At 46.8% G+C, this 20,008-nt stretch carries 16 protein-coding genes (1 of these 16 only partly in view); 8 read left to right on the forward strand and 8 right to left on the reverse strand.

Annotation, left to right across the window (positions count from 1 at the left end):
* Positions 1-2 precede the first annotated feature (2 nt).
* Positions 3-1,532 carry an MFS transporter gene (locus tag WBJ53_RS11355; RefSeq protein ID WP_338876238.1) on the reverse strand — a complete coding sequence of 510 codons (1,530 nt, stop codon included), beginning with the start codon at positions 1,530-1,532 and terminating at the stop codon, positions 3-5.
* 119 nt (positions 1,533-1,651) lie between these two features.
* Here WBJ53_RS11355 and WBJ53_RS11360 point away from each other — a divergent pair, with 119 nt between their 5' ends.
* Both WBJ53_RS11360 and WBJ53_RS11365 read left to right on the forward strand, forming a co-directional pair.
* Positions 1,652-3,088, forward strand: coding sequence for a BamA/TamA family outer membrane protein (locus WBJ53_RS11360; protein WP_338876239.1), 1,437 nt, complete (start codon positions 1,652-1,654; stop codon positions 3,086-3,088).
* Positions 3,089-3,366: 278 nt separating this feature from the next.
* Positions 3,367-5,331, forward strand: coding sequence for an SPFH domain-containing protein (locus tag WBJ53_RS11365; protein ID WP_338876240.1), 1,965 nt, complete (start codon positions 3,367-3,369; stop codon positions 5,329-5,331).
* Between the two features lie 66 nt (positions 5,332-5,397).
* Here the strand turns inward: WBJ53_RS11365 and WBJ53_RS11370 are convergent, their stop codons facing one another.
* Positions 5,398-6,714 carry an MFS transporter gene (locus WBJ53_RS11370; protein WP_338876241.1) on the reverse strand — a complete coding sequence of 439 codons (1,317 nt, stop codon included), beginning with the start codon at positions 6,712-6,714 and terminating at the stop codon, positions 5,398-5,400.
* A gap of 286 nt (positions 6,715-7,000) precedes the next feature.
* Here WBJ53_RS11370 and WBJ53_RS11375 point away from each other — a divergent pair, with 286 nt between their 5' ends.
* Both WBJ53_RS11375 and WBJ53_RS11380 read left to right on the forward strand, forming a co-directional pair.
* On the forward strand, positions 7,001-8,755 hold the full coding sequence (locus WBJ53_RS11375; protein WP_338876242.1) for an ABC transporter ATP-binding protein: 1,755 nt from the start codon (positions 7,001-7,003) through the stop codon (positions 8,753-8,755).
* Positions 8,739-10,502: an ABC transporter ATP-binding protein gene (locus WBJ53_RS11380; protein ID WP_338876243.1), complete on the forward strand. Its 1,764-nt coding sequence runs from the start codon at positions 8,739-8,741 to the stop codon at positions 10,500-10,502. Before WBJ53_RS11375 ends, WBJ53_RS11380 begins: the two co-directional genes overlap by 17 nt.
* A 57-nt stretch (positions 10,503-10,559) precedes the next feature.
* Here WBJ53_RS11380 and WBJ53_RS11385 read toward each other — a convergent pair whose 3' ends face one another.
* Positions 10,560-11,492, reverse strand: coding sequence for a sterol desaturase family protein (locus tag WBJ53_RS11385; RefSeq protein WP_338876244.1), 933 nt, complete (start codon positions 11,490-11,492; stop codon positions 10,560-10,562).
* A gap of 222 nt (positions 11,493-11,714) precedes the next feature.
* Here WBJ53_RS11385 and WBJ53_RS11390 point away from each other — a divergent pair, with 222 nt between their 5' ends.
* Positions 11,715-12,290, forward strand: a complete 576-nt coding sequence (locus WBJ53_RS11390) for a hypothetical protein (protein WP_338876245.1) — start codon at positions 11,715-11,717, stop codon at positions 12,288-12,290.
* Between the two features lie 5 nt (positions 12,291-12,295).
* Here WBJ53_RS11390 and WBJ53_RS11395 read toward each other — a convergent pair whose 3' ends face one another.
* Genes WBJ53_RS11395 through WBJ53_RS11405 form a run of 3 tightly spaced genes read right to left on the reverse strand, consistent with a single transcriptional unit; the run spans position 12,296 to position 15,505 of the window.
* The gene (locus tag WBJ53_RS11395) at positions 12,296-13,444 is read right to left on the reverse strand and encodes a hypothetical protein (RefSeq protein WP_338876246.1); all 1,149 of its coding nucleotides are present in this window, start codon (positions 13,442-13,444) and stop codon (positions 12,296-12,298) included.
* A 38-nt stretch (positions 13,445-13,482) separates the two neighbouring features.
* Positions 13,483-14,886 carry an erythromycin esterase family protein gene (locus WBJ53_RS11400; protein WP_338876247.1) on the reverse strand — a complete coding sequence of 468 codons (1,404 nt, stop codon included), beginning with the start codon at positions 14,884-14,886 and terminating at the stop codon, positions 13,483-13,485.
* 25 nt (positions 14,887-14,911) lie between these two features.
* On the reverse strand, positions 14,912-15,505 hold the full coding sequence (locus tag WBJ53_RS11405) for a hypothetical protein (protein ID WP_338876248.1): 594 nt from the start codon (positions 15,503-15,505) through the stop codon (positions 14,912-14,914).
* Between the two features lie 243 nt (positions 15,506-15,748).
* Here WBJ53_RS11405 and WBJ53_RS11410 point away from each other — a divergent pair, with 243 nt between their 5' ends.
* Entirely contained in the window at positions 15,749-16,099 is a 351-nt protein-coding gene (locus WBJ53_RS11410) for a hypothetical protein (protein ID WP_338876249.1), read from the forward strand.
* A 152-nt stretch (positions 16,100-16,251) separates the two neighbouring features.
* On the opposite strand, the gene WBJ53_RS11415 is transcribed toward WBJ53_RS11410, so the two are convergent.
* Positions 16,252-17,322, reverse strand: a complete 1,071-nt coding sequence (locus WBJ53_RS11415; protein WP_338876250.1) for a branched-chain amino acid aminotransferase — start codon at positions 17,320-17,322, stop codon at positions 16,252-16,254.
* A 164-nt stretch (positions 17,323-17,486) separates the two neighbouring features.
* Positions 17,487-18,038 carry a cob(I)yrinic acid a,c-diamide adenosyltransferase gene (locus WBJ53_RS11420; protein WP_338876251.1) on the reverse strand — a complete coding sequence of 184 codons (552 nt, stop codon included), beginning with the start codon at positions 18,036-18,038 and terminating at the stop codon, positions 17,487-17,489.
* Positions 18,039-18,295: 257 nt separating this feature from the next.
* Between WBJ53_RS11420 and WBJ53_RS11425 the strand changes: the two genes are divergently transcribed.
* Entirely contained in the window at positions 18,296-18,805 is a 510-nt protein-coding gene (locus tag WBJ53_RS11425; protein ID WP_338876252.1) for a hypothetical protein, read from the forward strand.
* Positions 18,798-20,008: the 5' portion of an S-adenosylmethionine:tRNA ribosyltransferase-isomerase gene (locus tag WBJ53_RS11430; RefSeq protein ID WP_338876253.1), read on the forward strand. 13 nt of this gene lie beyond the right edge of the window; only the first 1,211 of its 1,224 coding nucleotides appear in the window; its start codon is at positions 18,798-18,800; its stop codon lies beyond the right edge, outside the window. Before WBJ53_RS11425 ends, WBJ53_RS11430 begins: the two co-directional genes overlap by 8 nt.

Here is a 20,008-nt window from a genome sequence, read left to right on the forward strand (position 1 = left end):
TGCTAACCAAATTCAATAGGGATGGTTGCCTCATCGCGCTTTCTGGTTTCTTTTACCAGGAAGCAGGAAGCGGCTGCCAGCAACAGGCAGATACCCGCCAGCACAAGTGCGTTGCGCGGATCGTCGCCCAGCAGGGGTTTGTAATAAAGCGGTACGGTAAGCATACCAATAAATTGTGGTACGCAGATAAAGCCATTAAAAATGCCCATATAAACGCCCATCCGTTCTTTGGGGACTGCACTTGCCAGTAAGAGATAAGGCATCGACATGATAGAGCCCCAGGCAAACCCGATAATCGTCATACCAACAAGATAGACCATTTTATCATTGGAGGTGAGCGTCAGAAAAAAGCCCATTGCCCCTATCGTCAGGAACAGCGCGTGTGTGGCGCGTGCACTACCGATGGCCTTGGCAATGCGCGGAATAAAAACCGAAATAACGGCACAGGAGATACTGAACATGGCAAAGCAAAGACCTCCCCATTTGGTGCCTTCTTCAAAACCAGCTTTGTTGGAAATCGTATCGGGCGCGTTGAAAGCGTATTTAGCCGCTGCCAGCGATAGATACTGCCACATGAGCGGCAGGCCATACCAGGTAAAGAATTTGACCCACCAAAGCTGTTTCATTACGGTTGGCATAGCCGAGAGCGAAGCCAGTACTTCTTTGAAAATAGGAAGCATCAGGAACAGGTAACTGCCAGCTAACACACCTAAGCCCCATAGCGCTCCGACTGCAAAACCTCCTATACGGGCAGCAAAAAAGAAAGCCAGAATAGCTCCTCCTAAGGCTAAAGCCAGATGCCAGAACGTAATCGATTTTTTTTCTTTATCTGTAAATACGTGTGGCGCTTTGTAGCTGTCGTTGACGGGGGGATATTCTTTCGTCGTACGGATTGTCCAGAGCACGGAGATCAGAATGGCAGCAGCTCCTATGTAGAAGGGATATCGCACCGAGTTAGGAATTCCATTCGCTAGTTGATCTTCTGACATGACCATCGATATACCTAACAGGGGCAGTAAATAAGGCATCAAATTGGCTAAGGTTTGCCCAAATCCAACCATAAACGATTGGATGGCAAAACCGGTCGGACGTTGTTTGTCATTGAGCATATCGCCCACAAACGCCCGAAAAGGCTCCATCGCTGAATTTAGGCCTGCATCGAGCATCCACATCAACCCCGCTGCCATCCAGACATATGACGAATTTGGCATAAAAATCATTGCAATGCTCCCAGCCAATGCCCCCGCCAGAATAAATGGCTTTCGACGGCCCCACCGTGGCGACCAGCTACGATCCGAAACCGCGCCGATGATAGGCTGGAGTAATAAACCTGTCAATGGGCCAGCGAGCCAAAGACCAGGAATAGAGGCTTCATCGGCACCCAGGTAGCGATAAATAGGACTCATATTGGCCTGTTGCAGGCCAAAGCCGTATTGAATCCCCAAAAAGCCGAAGCTCATATTCCAGATTTGCCAAAAACTCAATGTAGGTTTAGTCACGGCGGAGGGTTTCTGAGTTTTTTCAGTCTGCATGTACAGAATAAGTTATATACTAGCTGTAATTTTAACGAATGGACAACAATAATACACACAGGTTTGAAGGATAAAGAGAATTTTTTGTCTTATTTTTCTGAAAAGCCGTAAATTTAAGCATGACTCCGAACTGTCGGCTTCCGGTCGTTTTACTGCTCGCGGCTTTTTTACTCTCCGTTTTGAGTGCGTCAGCCAGTACGCCGGTAGATTCGTCGCGGTCAGTGATTGTTCGGTCTGTAACACTTCAGGGAAATTACCGCACCCGCGATCGAATAATTCTTCGGGAAATGACCCTCCACGTTGGCGATACTGTACGACTGGCCGAACTGCCAGGCAGGCTCGCCTGGGATCAGCGCAACATCAGCAATACTAACCTGTTTGTAACCGTCGATTTGTCAACAATTTTGATACCTCCCGATGATTCGACACAGGTAGGGTGGCTCGACCTGAGCGTAGCTATGAAGGAACGGTGGTATCTGATTGCTTACCCCGTATTCGATCTGGCCGACCGTAATTTTAATGAATGGTGGTATGACCGGGGGCGCGATCTGCGCCGGGTAATTTACGGCGCCCGACTTAGCTACCGAAACGTAACGGGCAATAACGATGTCCTTCAGGTAATTTTTGAACGGGGGTTTTTGCAGCGCACGGTGCTATCGTACTCAAAACCGTATATCGATCGGGCTCAGCGGATTGGGTTGCGCGTCGACCTGTCGTATAGCACCAACAAAGAAATTCCCTACCGAACCCAGTTCGATAAATGGGTATATGTGAAAAATGAAGAGCAGTTGCGCTCGCGAGCCTATGCTGCCGTCATACTGACCCACCGGCGTGGTCTGTATCACTATCATACACTCGATACGCGCTACTCGCGAAACACCATCGCCGATACCATTGCCCGGTTGAATCCTGATTATTTTCTGGATTCGCGCACCGAACAGCAGTATATGTCGATCAGCTATGGTTACCGATACGATCGGCGGGATAACGTTTCTTATCCACTTCGCGGAACGCTGTTTACGGGGGTAGTAGGAGTGGCCGGTATTTTACCGCACGACAATTTTCACTTTTTAGATGTGTCGGCTTCGCTGACGCGCTATTGGCCATTGGGGGGTAAGTTTTATGCAACAGGTACGGTTCGTGCCCGTTCGACATGGCCAACGCGCCAACCGTATTTTAACCTCCGGGGCTTAGGTAATTCGGTTGATATGGTGCGGGGGTATGAATTATTTGTGATCGATGGCCAACGGACAGCTATCTGGCGTAATAGCATTCGGTATCAGTTATTCAATACCCGCAAGCAATTAAACTGGCTTCACATTCGACAGTTCAATACATTGCCCATAGCAGCTTATATTACGGCCTTTGGCGATGCTGGTTATGTTTGTAGCACGGTGGCAGAACAGTATCAGAGTCGATTGGCCAATCAACTCCTGTTAGGGACGGGGATGAGCCTTGATATTGTTACGTATTATAATTTTGTCATGCGTTTCAGCGGTACCATCAACCGGCAGGGGAACACCGGTTTCTTCTTCAATCTGGCGCAGCAATTTTAGGTATTCCGTTCATCAATTCCTCAGCACAATCTGATTGTCTGGTAACCAATCATCCCGATTTGGTTGGTTAAGCCTTGTTGTGCCCACTACATTTGAGGCATCAACCCAATCTTCTCTACTCCCATGTAGCTGCATCGGCATGTTTCCCAATTAGTCATCGGTCACTAGTCATCGGTCAGTAGTTACTGGTCATTGGTTTTGACAAGTACAACGAATGGCGCCGAAGGCAACTGACCAATTAATCCATTCATTCTTAACCATTCAAATCATTTTTCATTATGGAACTCGTACCTTTCCTTTCGGGCTGGGCCTGGGTGGTTGCGCTTTTTTTGGCGATTGTACTCTATAAATGGGTGCTTCGCTTTCTGTTCGGTATGGTAATTGTGCCCGAAGACCGAATCGGGCTGGTTACAAAAAAATATGTGTTGGTGGGCGACGCACGTGGCTTGCCCGACGGTCGGATCATTGCAACGAAAGGCGAAGCCGGTTATCAGGCGCAAACACTGGCTCCGGGTCTGTACTGGTGGATGTGGCCCTGGCAGTATGGTATCGCCATGCAGCCATTTACGGTTATTCCTGAAGGAAAAATTGGCCTGGTACTAGCCAACGACGGCACCGAATTGCCAACGGGTAATATTCTGGCCCGTCGGGTCGACTGCGACAATTTTCAGGATACCGAACGATTTCTGACCAACAACGGGCAGAAAGGACGACAAACGGCCTTACTTACGCCCGGAACGTACCGGATCAACCCCTATGCTTTCACGATCACGATTGCCGATATGACCGTTATTCATGAGAATATGGTCGGCGTTATTACCACGCTCGATGGTGCTCCTTTGCCTCCGGGGCAGATTGCCGGACGGCATATCGAAGGACATAACAACTTCCAGAATATTGATTATTTTCTGCAACAGGGTGGTAATCGTGGCTTGCAGCCGCAGGTGGTGCTTGCTGGGTCGTACTATATTAATCCCTGGGCGGTGCAGATTGAAGAAATCCCGATGACAGAAGTACCAATTGGGCATGTTGGCGTTGTGATTTCATATATTGGTGAAGATGGCGAAGACCTGACGGGTGAGTCGTTTAAACACGGAAACATTGTTCGGAAAGGATTCCGGGGCGTTTGGATGGAACCGCTGGGTCCAGGAAAATACCCGATCAACAGCTACACCATGAAAGTCGAAGGTGTACCAACGACCAACCTGGTGCTGAACTGGGCCAATGCCCGTACAGAAGCTCATGCTCTCGACCGCAACCTCTCGACCATTACCGTCCGGTCAAAAGACGGTTTCCCGTTCAACCTCGACGTGGCTCAAATTATTCATATTCCATCCGTTGAGGCCCCGAAAGTGATTGCCCGGTTTGGGAGCATGACCAATCTTGTGTCGCAGGTGCTGGAGCCAACCATCGGTAACTATTTCCGAAACTCAGCTCAGGATTCGGACGTAATCGCCTTTTTGAGTACCCGAAAAGAACGGCAGGAAGCCGCTCGGGAACATATTCGGGCAGTGCTGGAAGTTTATAACGTAAACGCCGTCGATACGTTGATTGGTGATATTGTGCCACCCGACAGTCTGATGAAAACCCTGACCGATCGGAAAATTGCACAGGAAGAGGAAAAAACCTACGAAACGCAACGAATGGCCCAGGAAAAACGGCAAGGCATGGAGCGCGAAACGGCGCTGGCCGACATTCAGCGTGAGGTGGTTAAGGCGCAGCAGAGTGTAGAAATAGCCCAGCGTACGGCCGATGCTGCGGTGAAAAAATCGGAAGGGGAAGCACGCAGCCTGAAACTTCAGGTTGGTGCCGAGGCCGAAGCCACCAAAATCAGGGCCGAGGCTAATGCCGAAGCGCGTCGTCGGCAGGCAGCAGCTGATGCCGAAGCTACCAAGCTAACCGCCGAGGCCGAAGCTGAACGAATTGCCAAGACCGGTACGGCTGAAGCTGAGAAAATTCTGGCCATTGGCCGTTCGACCGCCGAAGCCTACGAATTGCAGGTGAAAGCGATGGGCGACGAAAACTTTACCCGTTTCAAGATCACCGAAGAAATTGGTAAAGGACAGATTCGCATCATTCCCGACATTGTGATCAACGGTGCCGGTACTGGTTCCGACGGATCGCTCAATGGGCTGATGGGTCTCAAACTGCTTGAACAGATCGAAGAACGAAAAACCGGGCAAACCACAAAAATCGTTCCCGTAAAAACCACTATCGATCCCCAGCCTGACGCGCAGGAATAACGAAATTGAGTGAATTAGCGAATAATAGCTTCTATCCAGTCGCTCAATTGCTAATTCACTCAATCGCTAATTCGCTAATTCCCTCGATGGCGACTCGGCTGGTTCATCGAGCTTAACCATTTCCATGCGGGGGGTAAAGAAGTGCATAATGGCCCAGGCCACTAAATATGCACTGCCGCAGATGATGAAAATTAGATTGTAGCCGCCATTAAGGTTGCCAGCTTCTTTGTAGGTATCCAGAATCCAGCCGACGAGCATTGGAAACAGAACCCCCCCAATGGAACCGGCTGTTCCGCCAATACCAATGACCGAACTAACTGCTTTCTTCGGAAACACATCCGATGCGGTCGTGAAAATGTTAGCACTCCAGGCCTGGTGAGCAGCTGCTGCCAGACTGATGAGGGCTACTGCCTGCCAGATATCGGTAGCATAACGGGCTGCCACAATGGGTACTACACAAAGTGCAAAAATGAACATGGTGGTCTTGCGGGCTCTGAAAACGGTCCAGCCCCGACGAATGAGGTACGATGATAAGTACCCACCGCCAATACTACCAATCGTAGTTGCCGTGTAAACAATAACCAGGGGTAAACTCGGCTTTTTCAGATCCAGATTAAACGTAGTAGAAAAATAGGAGGGGAGCCAGAAGAGAAAAAACCACCAGATGGGATCGGTCAGCATTTTGCCGAAAACGAAAGCCCAGGTTTGCCGAATGCCAAACAAGCGGCCCCAACGAACAGGGGCTGCATTTTCTTCGGCGTCAATGTCGCTGTGGATATAGGCTAATTCGGCTTTCGACACCCGTTTTTGACGATTGGGCGATTCGTAGAAAATAAACCAGAAAATGAGCCAGATAAAGCCAATTGCTCCCGTAATGATGAAGGCCTCTTCCCAGCCATAAGCGCCCAGAATCCAGGGGACCATTACTGGCGCAACCACCGCACCAATGTTGGTTCCCGAATTGAAAATACCTGTAGCAAAGGCCCGTTCTTTTTTAGGAAACCATTCGGCAACTGCTTTGATGGCCGCCGGAAAATTGCCTGCCTCGCCCAGGCCCAGGGCTGCACGGGCAATGCCAAAGCCCAGCGTACTTGTGGCAACAGCATGGAACATGGCTGCAATACTCCAGGCAATGAGCGAAATCGTATAGCCTAACTTTGTGCCAATTTTATCGATAAATCGACCAAAAACCAGATAGCCGGTTGCGTAGGCCATTGTAAAGGCCATAACAATGCGACTGTAGTCAGTTTCTGTCCAGTTAAATTCGTCTTCGAGCGTCGGTTTGAGCAGGCCGATCACTTGTCGATCGAGGTAGTTGATGGTGGTTGCAAAAAAAAGTAGCGCAACTACGCTCCATCGGAAATTACCGGATTTGTTTTCCATTATCGGGATTGAGTGATTGGGTTGATAGCCATGACTGACAACGTGTAGGTCAGAAAATAGCCACTGCACTAGTGCAAAAAAACAGCCTGCCATTATTCTGTTCCGTATGCGTAAGTCGTACATACCAGACAGAGGCCTATGCACATCAAAGCGGCAAAAGTGCCTAACCTACTTTCATGACCAGCTTCTGAGTATGGTTTTTTGGAAAGAGTGGCCTTATCTGACTACCTTTGGAATGGCATTTCAGCCGAGTTTGAGTCTGAAGGCTGCGTAGAATACAACCCGTATGGCCAACGCTACATCCTCCCCAAAACAACGCCCCAAGCCATCGTTTCCTCTGATGGCCCTGTTAACGCCTTATTCCCGAATTATCTTGCTGCTGATTGTGCTGGCACTGGTTAGCAACGGCGTGAATCTGGTGTTGCCTATGTTAATCTCGAAAGGAATCGACCAGTATGCTGCCGGGCATTTTTTACTGAAAACGATGATTGTCGAGTTCATGGGAGCTGCCCTGTTCATTTTTGTTTTTACGTATATACAGAGTGTTGTACAAACGTATGCTTCGGAAGCTGTAGCTCGGGATCTGCGCACAAAACTGGCGGCTAAAATCTCGCGGCAGAACTTTGCCTATATTCAGCAAATTAGCCCGGCGCGGCTCCTGACCAACCTGACATCGGATATTGATTCGGTAAAAACGTTTGTTTCACAGGCTATTGTTTCTATTGTCTCGTCGCTATGTATCATCATTGGTGCCAGTATTCTGCTGCTCAGCATCAACTGGAAACTGGCGTTGGCGGTGCTGGCCATTGTTCCTATCATCGGTGGTGCTTTCTTTATGCTGATGCGAAAAGTTCGTCCGTTGTTTATGCGCGGACGAGAAGTGATCGACTGGCTTAATAAAGTAATAAACGAAAGCGTACTGGGAGCGTCGCTGATTCGTGTAATTAATTCGCAACAGCTTGAATATGATAAGTTTATAGCTGCCAATACCGATTCTAAAAATATTGGTATTTCTATTCTTCGACTATTTGCGGCTCTCATCCCCGTTATTAGTTTTACCGCCAACATGGCAGGACTGACCATTCTGGTGTTGGGAGGGCATTTTGTGATTACGGGTAGTATGACACTGGGCGAATTTGCCGCGTTCAATAGTTATCTGGCCCTGCTGATTTTTCCAATCATAGTCATTGGTTTTATGAGTAGCGTAATTGCTCAGGCTTCGGCGGCTTATGAGCGGGTCAATCAGGTATTGATGGCTTCCGAATCCAGCCAGACCGGCACCATCGATCAGCCTATTCGGGGAACTATTGAATTAGAGCAGGTATCTGTTTTTTACGGCGAAAAACCCGCTCTCAAAGACGTATCCTTATCGATAAAAGCAGGCACCCGAACCGCCATTGTTGGGCCAACGGCGGCCGGTAAAAGTCAGTTACTGTTTCTGCTCACTGGACTGATCGAGCCTAATGAAGGCGCTGTTTGCTACGATGGGCTTCCCATTGCCGACTATGATGAAGATGCTTTTCATCGGCAGGTTGGATTTGTCTTTCAGGACAGTATCATTTTCAATATGAGTCTTCGGGAGAATATTGCGTTTAGTGATAGCGTTACAGACGAATCACTGCAAAAGGCTATTGATACGGCCGAACTGCGGGCATTTGTCGAGTCGTTGCCCGAGAAATTACAAACCGTCGTTTCTGAACGCGGAAGTAGCCTTTCGGGTGGGCAAAAACAACGCATCATGCTGGCACGTGCACTGGCGTTGAATCCGAGTGTGTTGTTGCTCGACGATTTTACGGCCCGGGTCGATGCCAGTACTGAACAGAAGATTTTACAGAATGTCCGGCAGAATTACCCCGATTTGACACTGATTTCGGTAACCCAGAAAATAGCCTCCGTAGCAGATTATGAACAGATCATTTTACTTATGGAGGGCGAAATCATTGCCCAGGGTACTCATACCGAGTTAATGAATAGCAGTCCCGAATACGTTCAGATTTATCAATCGCAACGCAGCACCAGCCAGTATGAATTACGATCTTAACCAGTTCGTTGGGCAAAAAGAAGAAAAAAACGCCACCTACAAAGCCCTCCGAAAATTACTGGACCTGATTAGCGATGAGCGGAAAACGCTGATTATGGCGTTTGTGGCAGTGCTGATCAATTCGGTGTTAACTCTGGTTGGACCAATGCTGATTGGCCGCACCATCGACGAATATGTGGTAACAAAGCAATTTGGTGGCGTGTTGCGTAATGCTGCCTTTCTGTTTGGTATGTATCTGGTAGCCTTTGGCACGAACTATATGCAAACCCGTCTGATGGGCACTGTTGGTCAGCGAACGCTATTTCGACTGCGCAATGCTGTTTTCAGCAAGTTGCAGGAGTTGCCCGTTGCGTTCTTTAACCAGAACAAGGCAGGTGACCTTATCTCGCGGGTAAATAACGATACCGACAAACTGAATCAGTTTTTTTCGCAATCGCTGATGCAGTTTGTCAGTAGCATTGCTATTATGACCGGATCGGGGCTATTTCTGTTGTCTATCGATCTGCCCCTGGGAGCAGCCGCACTGATTCCAGCATTGATCGTATGGATTTTTACCAAAGCAACCTCAGCCTGGGTAAAACGGAGAAATGCTCTAAGCCTGAAAAGCATTGGCGGGATGAGTGCCGAAATCCAGGAAAGCCTCGACAATTTTAAAGTCATTGTTGCTTTTAACCGACGCGATTATTTCCGAAAACGCTTCGATGCCGTTAATCAGCAGAACTACCGGGCTGCTACCAGTGCTGGCCTGGCCAACAATGTGTTTATGCCAGTTTATGGTATTGCGGCCAACATGGGGCAATTGATTGTGCTTACGTTTGGCATTTACCTGATTTCGATCGATCGGTTTACAATTGGTTTGCTGATCAGCTTTCTGTCGTATGTAAATAACTTCTATAACCCATTACGTCAACTGGCTACGTTGTGGTCAGGTTTTCAGATTGCCCTCGCGGGTTGGGATCGAATTTCTCAACTATTGTCACTGCAAAGCAATCTGCATACAGTCGAAAGTAATGGCAAAGCACTCAATTCGGCCTTATTGGCGTTTGAGAACGTGTCGTTTAGTTATCCTAATGGCCGCGAAGTGCTTCATAATATCAGCTTTGAACTCGAACGAGGTAAAACCTATGCACTTGTTGGGCCCACCGGTGGTGGAAAAACAACCACTGCATCGCTGATTGCGCGGCTATATGACCCCAGCAGTGGTATGGTATGGCTCGATGGGAGGGATATTCGGTCCTACAGTGCTCAGGATCGTACGCAGAAAATTGGCTTCATTTTGCAGGAACCGTTTCTGTTTACCGGAACCGTACGCGATAACATTCTATACGGAAACGAACAATACCAATCGTTTACAAATGAGCAGTTGGCGCGGGTAATCCACGACGCTAATCTGGAAGGGCTACTGGAGCGGTTCGACGATGGGCTGGATACGAAAGTGCAGGCTAGTGGCGATGCCATCAGTCTGGGACAGCGTCAGCTTATTGCCTTCATGCGAGCCGTATTGCGAAATCCTGATCTGCTGATTCTCGACGAAGCCACCGCGAATATCGACACGATTACGGAGCAGTTACTAAGTGAAATTCTGGAAAATCTACCCGAAAAAACAACCCGCATTATCATTGCCCACCGACTCAATACCATTGAGAGTGCCGATGAGATCTTTTTCATCAATGCTGGTGAGGTAATCAAAGCCGGATCGTTCAGCGATGCGGTCGATATGCTGCTACACGGAAAACGAGTGAGTTGAGGTTATTGTCATTAGTCAATGGTCATTGGATAGCCAGCAAATGATCATTGACTATAATTATGCAGGTACTTCGGCCTCTTCGGGGGCTTTGATGAGCACTTGTTTCTTCTCTTCCGCGATTTTTACTGGGCTTCCGAAGATGTAGAAGAGCTTTTTGCGCAACCCTTTGGCATTCCGCACATCGTTGATCATGTCGGCAACTTCGTGGAAATTGATAATGAGCGGATTCGCCTTGTTAGGAATGTTGGTCGTTATACCATAAATAACCTGCTCTTCTTCGGGCTGGTAGGTGCCAAACATTCGGTCCCAGAAAATGAACGTTGCGCCAAAGTTTTTGTCGATATATTTTTCCTGCGATCCATGATGAACCCTATGATTCGATGGCGTTGCAAAAATATATTCAACCCAGGCGGGCATTCGACGAATGTATTCGGTATGTACCCAAAACTGAAACAGAACCGCAATTTGGTTGGTAATGAAGAAAATAATTGGGTGAAAGCCCAGGAAGGCAACGGGTAGGAAAAAGATGATTTTCAGATGCTGAATCCAGCTAAGCCGGTACGAGACGGTCAGGTTATAATGTTCGCCAGAGTGGTGAACAACGTGGGTTGCCCACCAGAACCGCTGTTCGTGTGATACGCGGTGCGCCCAGTAACTGAAAAAATCGTAAATGATGTAGCAGGGAATAAGTGTCCACCACTGCAATTCCATCCGCCAGGGCAGAAGATTGTAAATCCAGATACATAAGTAAATCAGGCCGAGTTTAAGCCCTGCACTTACAACCAGATTACCGAGCCCAACCAGAATAGAGCCAATTGTTTCTTTCTTTTCGTAATGTTCGTGTTCCTGATAATAATTAACGACCATTTCTATTACCGTAAAAAACAGCATGAAAGGTACGGCCCATACGATTATATTCGGAATATTTTTCTCAAGGATGTGTACACTATCAAATGGAATTTTATCGGCACCGAATAAGGAAAAAATCATAATAGAAAATTGTCTATAGGGGCAGTAGAATATCTTCGTTGGTCTAGTATAACGCTTTTCAATGGACTACTGCCGTCCATTGTCTGAAAATTATAATATAAACTTCATAAAGTTATAATTAATTGCGTTTTAATCCAGATTACTAACAGGCTACGGGCCAAATCACAATTCCTGTCAGAAGTCGCCCATGAGCGTTAACTTTGTTGGATCAATCATAGAATCATGAACAAACAGTACGGCATTGTTTTTCTGTTAGGCATTGCGCTATTTTTTCAGAATTGTGGAGACACAAAACAAACTAAAGAAGAAGCTAGTGGCTCAACCAACGCAACAGCCGCAACCACCGATGTACCCATTACTGATCGGTTAGCTGAATTAGGGTTAAATGCCAATAACGACTGGCGGGGTGTCAACCTGGGCGACGATTTTGCCGAGGTGAAAAGCACCGAAAAGGCCGAGTTGTTTGAAAACGACGAAAAACATGCAGGCTATACCGTCGAATTCAAAAATCTCGAATCGGCTGATATGTTGTATTACCAGGCCAATCAGAAAGTTTCGGCCATTGAAGTCGATTTATACCTGAATAGCCGACCATCGGTTGATGGATTCCAGAAAGACTTGGGAGCTTATTTTAATGCCCGCTATGGAACAGGAAAGCCGAGTGGCAACGGAATGGTATGGACCGGCCCCAAAGGCCAGTCCATTTTGCTGAAAGATGTTTCGAAAGGCAAAGATTTTGGGCTAAAAATCAGCATGGAATCTACTGGCAACGGAACCGCCACCGCTTTGGCCAAATAAGTAGTCTAGGGATAATAGCCCCATACCTCTCGGGTAGTGGTTATTGGCTTCGTAACAACCCAGGGAACGGTAAATTCGTCTAACAGCATACGTCCTTTCATGCGCTCTTCGGGTAGTTGATTGACTGGAACATGAGCCCCCGATTGTTCTTTTTTATTGGTATAGGTAAACGTAACAGGCAATACATACGAACCTCGATAAGTGGGGTCGAGGTTTGGTAGTTTTTCCAGTGCCTTCTGAACTTCCTGAGCAAAACCAAAACCGGCATTGGTTGGACTCAGGATGGTTACATTCCGTACAATACCCTGCGAATCGATCTCAAATCCGGCATAAACCCGGCTATAAATTCCCTGATTCCCAACCCAGGCTGGGTAAATGATCTGGCTATGTAACGATTGGGTAAACAGCGAATTCTGACTGAGCGGGGAAGAGCCAACCCGAGCTGCGGCTACCAGCGAATCGTAAGCATTGATTACGTCGATCACGTCAAACTGGCTAAGGGCCCCGTTGGGAATTTTAGGAGCTATGGCTTCTGATTGATCATAAAATGCTTCCAATAGCGATTTTTTTGTTAAACTAATTAATTCTGGACGGGCATCTCCTTTGCGGATGTAATGGTTTGTTAGAGTACGGTAAACTCCCTGGAGGTTCAGTTCCCGATTGTGCCGGTTGCCCAGCGCATCGGTACTATTCATGGGCTCCAACTGTTTTGTTGTGCTTTGCAGAAGCTGGGTTGGGCCGTTGTGCAGAACCTTGGCATAGAGTCGATAATCGATTCCGAGTAAATTATTTCGTTGGCGAACGTATTCCGTTCCATCGATTGTAAACACTTCCGGCGTAATGATTTTTGTTGTAGAGTCTTCACCTAGCTGGCAGAATACTTCATTCGTAGCCATATTATAGGCGATCCGACAGGCAATTGGTTTTCCCGAACGGTCCAGTTGAATTGTACCTTCCTGCCAGATGGGATAGTTTAAAAAAGGGCTACCGATGTAAACAACCTGATTGTAGGCGGTCGATTTGATTGTAGTGGCACCATACGTATCGACGCTGGTCAATAGCTGTCCTTTTTCGTCCTTGTAGACCTTATACTGTCCAAAGCCATTGGCTAGTGAGCAGGCCAGTGTAATCAGTACTAGAAAAAATCGAATCATGGTAGTGGAGTGATTTAGATGAAGATTTAGCTGTGAAATTAAGGGAGTAGCTGCGATGGGGATGTATCCCGAAAATGAAGAAGTATATCGAATCGGCCTTTCAGAGCTGTTACACTGTAATATTGAGATGCCTTACTTTGATCAAAAGTGGCTCCTACCTCCAGCAAGGGAGAATTGGTATCTAGCCAGCTTTTTATCGTCGGATCTAGTTGACCCTGATTTAAATTCAGCCCGAAGTTGACATACTTTACCTTTCCAAACAGATTATTAAAGGAGGTTTTGACATCGCCCGTGTGTGCCGATAATTGAGTAAGAGGGGCATTGCTAGCCGATGCATCACGAACCGTGAAGGTTCCATTTGTAAATAAAGTGCAAATAGTAAGATACTTATCCTTTAGCTGATTTTTAAGATAGCCTCCCATAGAAGGCTGATTACAAGAGCCATTGGAGAGAGATGAGATATGGTAGTTATGGGCCCATAAACTGACCTTGTCTATATGCATATTCGTTAACATCCACTGAACATTTTCCGCCATGTACTTATCTCGCTTGATAAAATAATTACAGTTGTCTCCACTCGTCAAATCTTGTAGCTGGATCAGGATACGAGCGGCCTGCCTGGCTATTTCGTAGTCTTGTTGGCCTCCCTGGCTAGCCCATTTGTTCTCATTTCTTACAAATGAATTATAGAGACTTTGTATCTGCTGACCATACTGTTGTCGAATTGAATCAGTGGCTGAGCTGTTAGCCGTAAGTTTATACAAGCTGGACAATGAATCAGCTTTTGGTAAGGAAAGAGGATCAACTTTGCTCAGAAACTCTCTAATCAGGGGAAATTCATCATCGGCATATTGGCAATCAAAGCCATAGAACGATAATTGCTGATTAGCCGATTTAGTCATGTTATACTCCTTCATCCACTGAAGAAGCTCACGAACTTCATCAGTAGACCACGTCCAGAAATACATACTTTTAGCGGCATCTGTAGCCGACGCTAGGTTTGAGGTTTGGCCGTGAAGAAATCGGTTAACAATAACCGAGCGTCCGAAATTAGCTTCAAAAGCGATTGTCTGAAAGCCATGTTTTTGTACCAGATACCGGAACAGGCGATCTTTCATTTGAAAAAACTCGCGGGTGCCGTGAGTGCCTTCGCCCATACCGACAAGCTGAGCTTTAGCTAAAAGCGTGTCCAGTGGCGATAGGTCTGTAAAATCTCTGGACGGGTTAGCATCCTGAATAGGAAAAATAACATTGTTTAAAGCTTGAACGGTAGCAATTTGATCTGTAGATAGATCTTGAAGTGGGTCAGGAGTTGTTGATTTGCAGCCGATTAATAGCAGGCAATAGCTAAGAAAACAGCAAATTGTTGTCACTCGTGCATTATTGATATAGTTATACATTGCACAGATGAGGTTAACGGTAAAACGTTGGTTAACTGTCATAGGTGGAAAAACGCTATTCCAGGGATTAATTGACGATCAGAGAGGCATCATCCATGTAAGCTGTCCCTGTTGTTTTCGGTAGAAAAACTAAGAATATGTATAGGTAATCAGTGTTAGCAGGAAATGAATCTAACCTAACAGTGTATTCGGTAAATGCATCGCTACTCCCTGAAATTACGGTTGTCCCTTGAGTGGTTGTAAAAAAAGTTGATTTGCCTGCCGCAATGTTGTCTCCCCGCATGGCTACAGAAATTCCGTTGCCTTGAACATTTACAGTTTTGATTTTAATTTTTAGGGTTAGTTTGGCCCCGGTGGAAATAGTGCCGCCTAAAAGGCGCTGATAGAGATAAGAAAATGTGGTGTCATTTTTGACTGCGTCACACTTTAGTTTAATAGAGTGGGTAGGCGAGCTGGCCGCTTCTGTTGTGTATTCTGTCGTATAATTATTGGGGTTTGAATTCAGGTTGCTTCCAAAACCGAAACCCCAATCATTCCATGGACTGGCTTCCATATCACCATTTTGGATAAGATTAAGCTGAGGCTGAACATCGTTCTTTTTGCAGGAGTTGAACAACGTAACAATAACGATCAGGGATAGGAGTAGTGTAGTATTTTTCATGGCCACATCAATTTGGTTGTAGCTACCTATTGATGTGGCTAAATTATATGAATATTTACTTAGTCTGGAAAAAGACAATTAAATAGTTATTAAATTAAATTTGAGGCAGCTGTTTGACATCAATCTGGATTGATTCTGGTCTACAAAGTCCTCGAATAAGCTCTATGAAGGTCTGGAATTTCACGATTGACAAATTAAAGTATTGGTACTACTTTGGTACAGGATCGCATACGAATTGAAGTTGTGAAGACAGTTGTCTATCTGGTGATTTTGATTGTTACCACATTTTCATGCCATAAGCCGGAGCCGGAAGCGGCTGTGAATTATGGTTGTGATTGTCAGGGTACACCCAGGCTAGTGCTTACCAATGCTTTGGCAATCCATAATCAAGGGATAATTCAGCTATTGAATGTGGATGAGATTAAGCGGGGTGAGGTGTCAGGTGTAGCAACGTACTGCAATCCTGAATTTTTGACAGGAAAAGTAAATGATATAGATACTGTTTTTGTAAGTGGTAATCTACGGGCTGTCTGCAACTATGGCGACTGGAATTATATGCCCAAACTCGAAGTGCTAGCCATCAGAAGAAAATAATTGCTGATATTGGGCTCCTACAGGAAGCCGTAATGTGTCGAGCTACAAAAGAAACAAGCAGAGTCCGTATAAAAACACAAAGCCTGTGCTGTGTTTTTATACGGACTCTGCTATGCCTAAATGGGTTTGTTTTAGTAGAAAAGCCCTAAAAACTACACTTTATACATCCAACCGAAGCTATCTTCGATTTTACCGGTGCGCAGATCTGACAAATAATTTCTGACCCGAATAGCGAAAGAATCTTCCGGTGCAAATTCAGGTAGCATATAATCTTTGCCGTTGTAGCCAATCAGTGAATAGGGCGATGAACCCACGGCCGTTCCGGCACCGAAGGCTTCGGTTAAACGACCACTTTCAATACCATTGATCACTTCCTCAATCGAGACCAACCGCTCTTCAACGGTCATGCCCCAGCTACGGGCAATCTGCAAAATCGAATCACGGGTAACACCTTTCAGAATCGAGTCCGACGTAGCTGGCGTTACCAGCTTACCATCGATAATGAACATGATATTCATCGTGCCTGATTCTTCAATGTATTTGTGCTCGCGGGCATCGGTCCAGATCAGCTGATCGTAGCCTTGTTGCTGAGCCAGCAGAGTTGGATACAGCGACCCTGCGTAGTTGCCGGCACATTTCGCATAACCCACACCACCCGGAGCCGACCGAATGTATTCGGTTTCGACCTTAAGCTTCGGTGGGTTTGAATAGTAGGCACCAACCGGACAGGTGAAAATGCAGAACCGATAGGTTTTCGACGGAGCTACACCCAGATATGTGTCTGTAGCAAACATATAGGGCCGTACATACAATGAGCTGTCGGGCGTGTTAGGCACCCAGTCTGCATCAACGCGAAGCAGGGCCTCCAAGCCACCCATAAATACTTCTTCGGGCAGGGTGGCCATGCACATCCGTTTGGCCGACTCATTCATCCGTTCGAAGTTGGAATAGGGCCGAAACAGCATTACCTCGCCTGCATCATTTTTGAAGGCTTTCATGCCTTCAAAAATAGACTGACCGTAGTGTAGCGACGACAGAGCGGGGCTTAGCGTAAAGTTGTCGAACGGCACAATCATTAGATTCTGCCATTGACCGTCTATAAAGTCGGCCACAAACATGTGATCCGAGAAATGTTTTCCGAAAGGCAGATGATTAAAATCTACCTCCTGAATCCGGGAGCGTTCCGCTTTCCGTAATTCAATTTGTAAGACGTCTGTCGTCATAATCAGGGTATTGGCTAATGACTTAGGGGCTTTTACTACCACCTGCGACAAAGCTAAAAAATTAGATTGAGTTAATTTAGTTGTCAAGACAACTTTTTTTTGTGAGCCTTATTTTGCGGGCTGACTATTGCGCCTAAACGCGCTACTGGCAGTTGGTTTTGGAGTTAGGTGCGTGGTTTCCAGGCTACTTCTTCGGCATCCAGTTCCTGTGCCATTTTTCGGCTCAGGACAAATAAATAATCCGACAGTCGATTAATGTATTGTACTACCAGATCATCAACTGTCGATTCGTTGTTTAGGGCGATTATCAGCCGTTCGGCACGGCGACACACGGTTCGGGCCAGATGGCAGAACGATACGGCTTGGTGACCACCCGGCAACACAAATGCCCGCAGCTCAGGCAATTCAGTATCCATCGAATCCATTGCTTCTTCCAGCAATGTCACGTCTTGCGGAATAATGGCTGGCATTGCTCGTTTAACGGTTTTATCAGGATCGGTGGCCAGTTCTGCCCCAACTGTAAAGAGCCGGTCCTGAATTTCTTTCAGAAACGCTTTTCGATCAACATTAACAGCCTGATCGCGTACCAGACCAATCCAGGAATTTAATTCATCGACGGTACCGTAGGCATCAATACGGAGATCGGCTTTGCTCACCCGACGACCGCCAATCAGACCAGTTTGGCCTTTATCGCCAGTTTTTGTGTAAATTTTCATCGTATTTATAGAGCCAGAGAGTGATAGAGTGTCAGAGCGACGAGTGATTTATAAGAGGGGAGAAGATTAGCTGATTGGGCCATGAGTATAATAGTTCTATGAATCCAGTGAGCGAAACTAACGGATTTCACCTGTTCTGGCCGTACCTTTGCCCCCTGATTTTAACGAGTAGCTTAAAGAGGATGATTTTTTCACTCCGCCAGACGGCCGGTCTCACCCTTTCACTCCGCTTCGGCGGTCCGATTCGCTCTTTATAAATGAAAGCAGGTACTTTTTTTGTGCGTGTATGGCGCATTTTGTCTATTGCTGGGTTCTTATTTGCTCTTTTTAATAGCTATATTTCCTACCCCGGCGATGTAGTTGTTCGCTTCGATGCCGCTAACCAGCCGCTTCAGACTATTGAACGCGAAACCATTTTTTATATCGCTGTAGCGATCTTTCTGATTAATAACACGCTCATTAAAGCAGTTTCGCGGTTATTTCTCCGCTTGCCAACGGCCAGCATTCCCGTTCCCAATCCTGATATATGGGCTACCCACCGCTCTGCGTTAAACGAGATAGTGTCCAATTGGTTTTTGGCATTGATGGCAGCCATCAATACCATACTATCTCTGGGGCTAATTGTTCTTTCGCTGCTTAATCGTGGCGATCGGCCCATTCAGGCAATCGACTACGCCTGGCTACTCCCGCTCAGCACCGGAATTCTGGTTGTTGTGCTGGCTGCTTTACCAATTCGTTTATTCATGAAGCCAGATGACGATGAGTGAGTATGACAAGTTAACGCTGCCCCAGTTTCAGTACGATCTGCCCGATGAACGAATCGCCCGATTTCCGCTTGCCCAACGCGATGCGTCAAAATTGCTCCTTTACCAAAAAGGACAGATTAGCCATCGGCAATTTTCTGAGCTACCCGATTTGTTGCCGAAAGACAGTTTTCTGGTTTTTAATAATACGAAAGTAATTCCGGCACGGCTGCATTTCACAAAGCAAACGGGAGCTCTGATCGAGTTCTTTTTACTGAATCCGTTTCCTAATTCACAGCCAATCAGCATGGCTATGGAAGCAACCGGCGAAGCCATCTGGCAAGGTATGGTTGGCAATCGTAAACGCTGGAAACGTGATGAGACACTGGTATTGCAGGGGGCAGCAGGTATGGGGCATGGGGTGGAAATTACAGCTTCCTGGTACGATTACGAGCAGTCGGTCGTGCGCCTGAGCTGGCAACCGGCCGACCATACATTTGCGCAGATCATTCAATACGCGGGCGAAATACCATTACCGCCTTATCTGAAACGCGAAGCAACCGATACCGACCGCGAAACCTATCAGACTGTATATTCGGAAAAAGAAGGAGCCGTAGCGGCTCCTACGGCGGGCCTGCATTTTACCCCGGCGGTTTTCGAAAAACTTGCGCAATGCCATATTGGCTACGAATACCTGACATTACACGTGGGAGCCGGAACATTCCAACCCATCAAGACTGAAGATGTACGGCTGCATCATATGCATACCGAACAGGTAGTCTACACACAAGCCAACATCCGTAATCTGTTAGCGCATATCGATCATATTATTCCAATTGGCACCACATCGATGCGAGCTCTGGAGAGCTTATACTGGATGGGAGTGAAGTTGGTCCGAAAGGAAGCAGAGCCATTTCTGCTCGATCAGCATTATGCCTATCAACTGCCTATCGATCAACAACCAGCCATCGAGCAGTCGTTGCAAGCCGTTCTGACTTATCTGGAGACAAATAAACTCGACTCTGTGGTTGCGCATACGGGTATCTATATAACGCCAGGGTATCGATTTAAACTGTGCAGAGGCATTGTTACGAATTTTCACCAGCCCGGTTCGACACTGATCCTGCTCATTGCGGCTCTCATCGGTAACGACTGGAAGAGAGTCTATAACGAAGCCTTGCAAAACGACTATCGCTTTCTTAGTTACGGCGATTCCTCATTACTTTT

Source organism: Spirosoma sp. SC4-14, assembly GCF_037201965.1.
GTDB lineage: Bacteria > Bacteroidota > Bacteroidia > Cytophagales > Spirosomataceae > Spirosoma.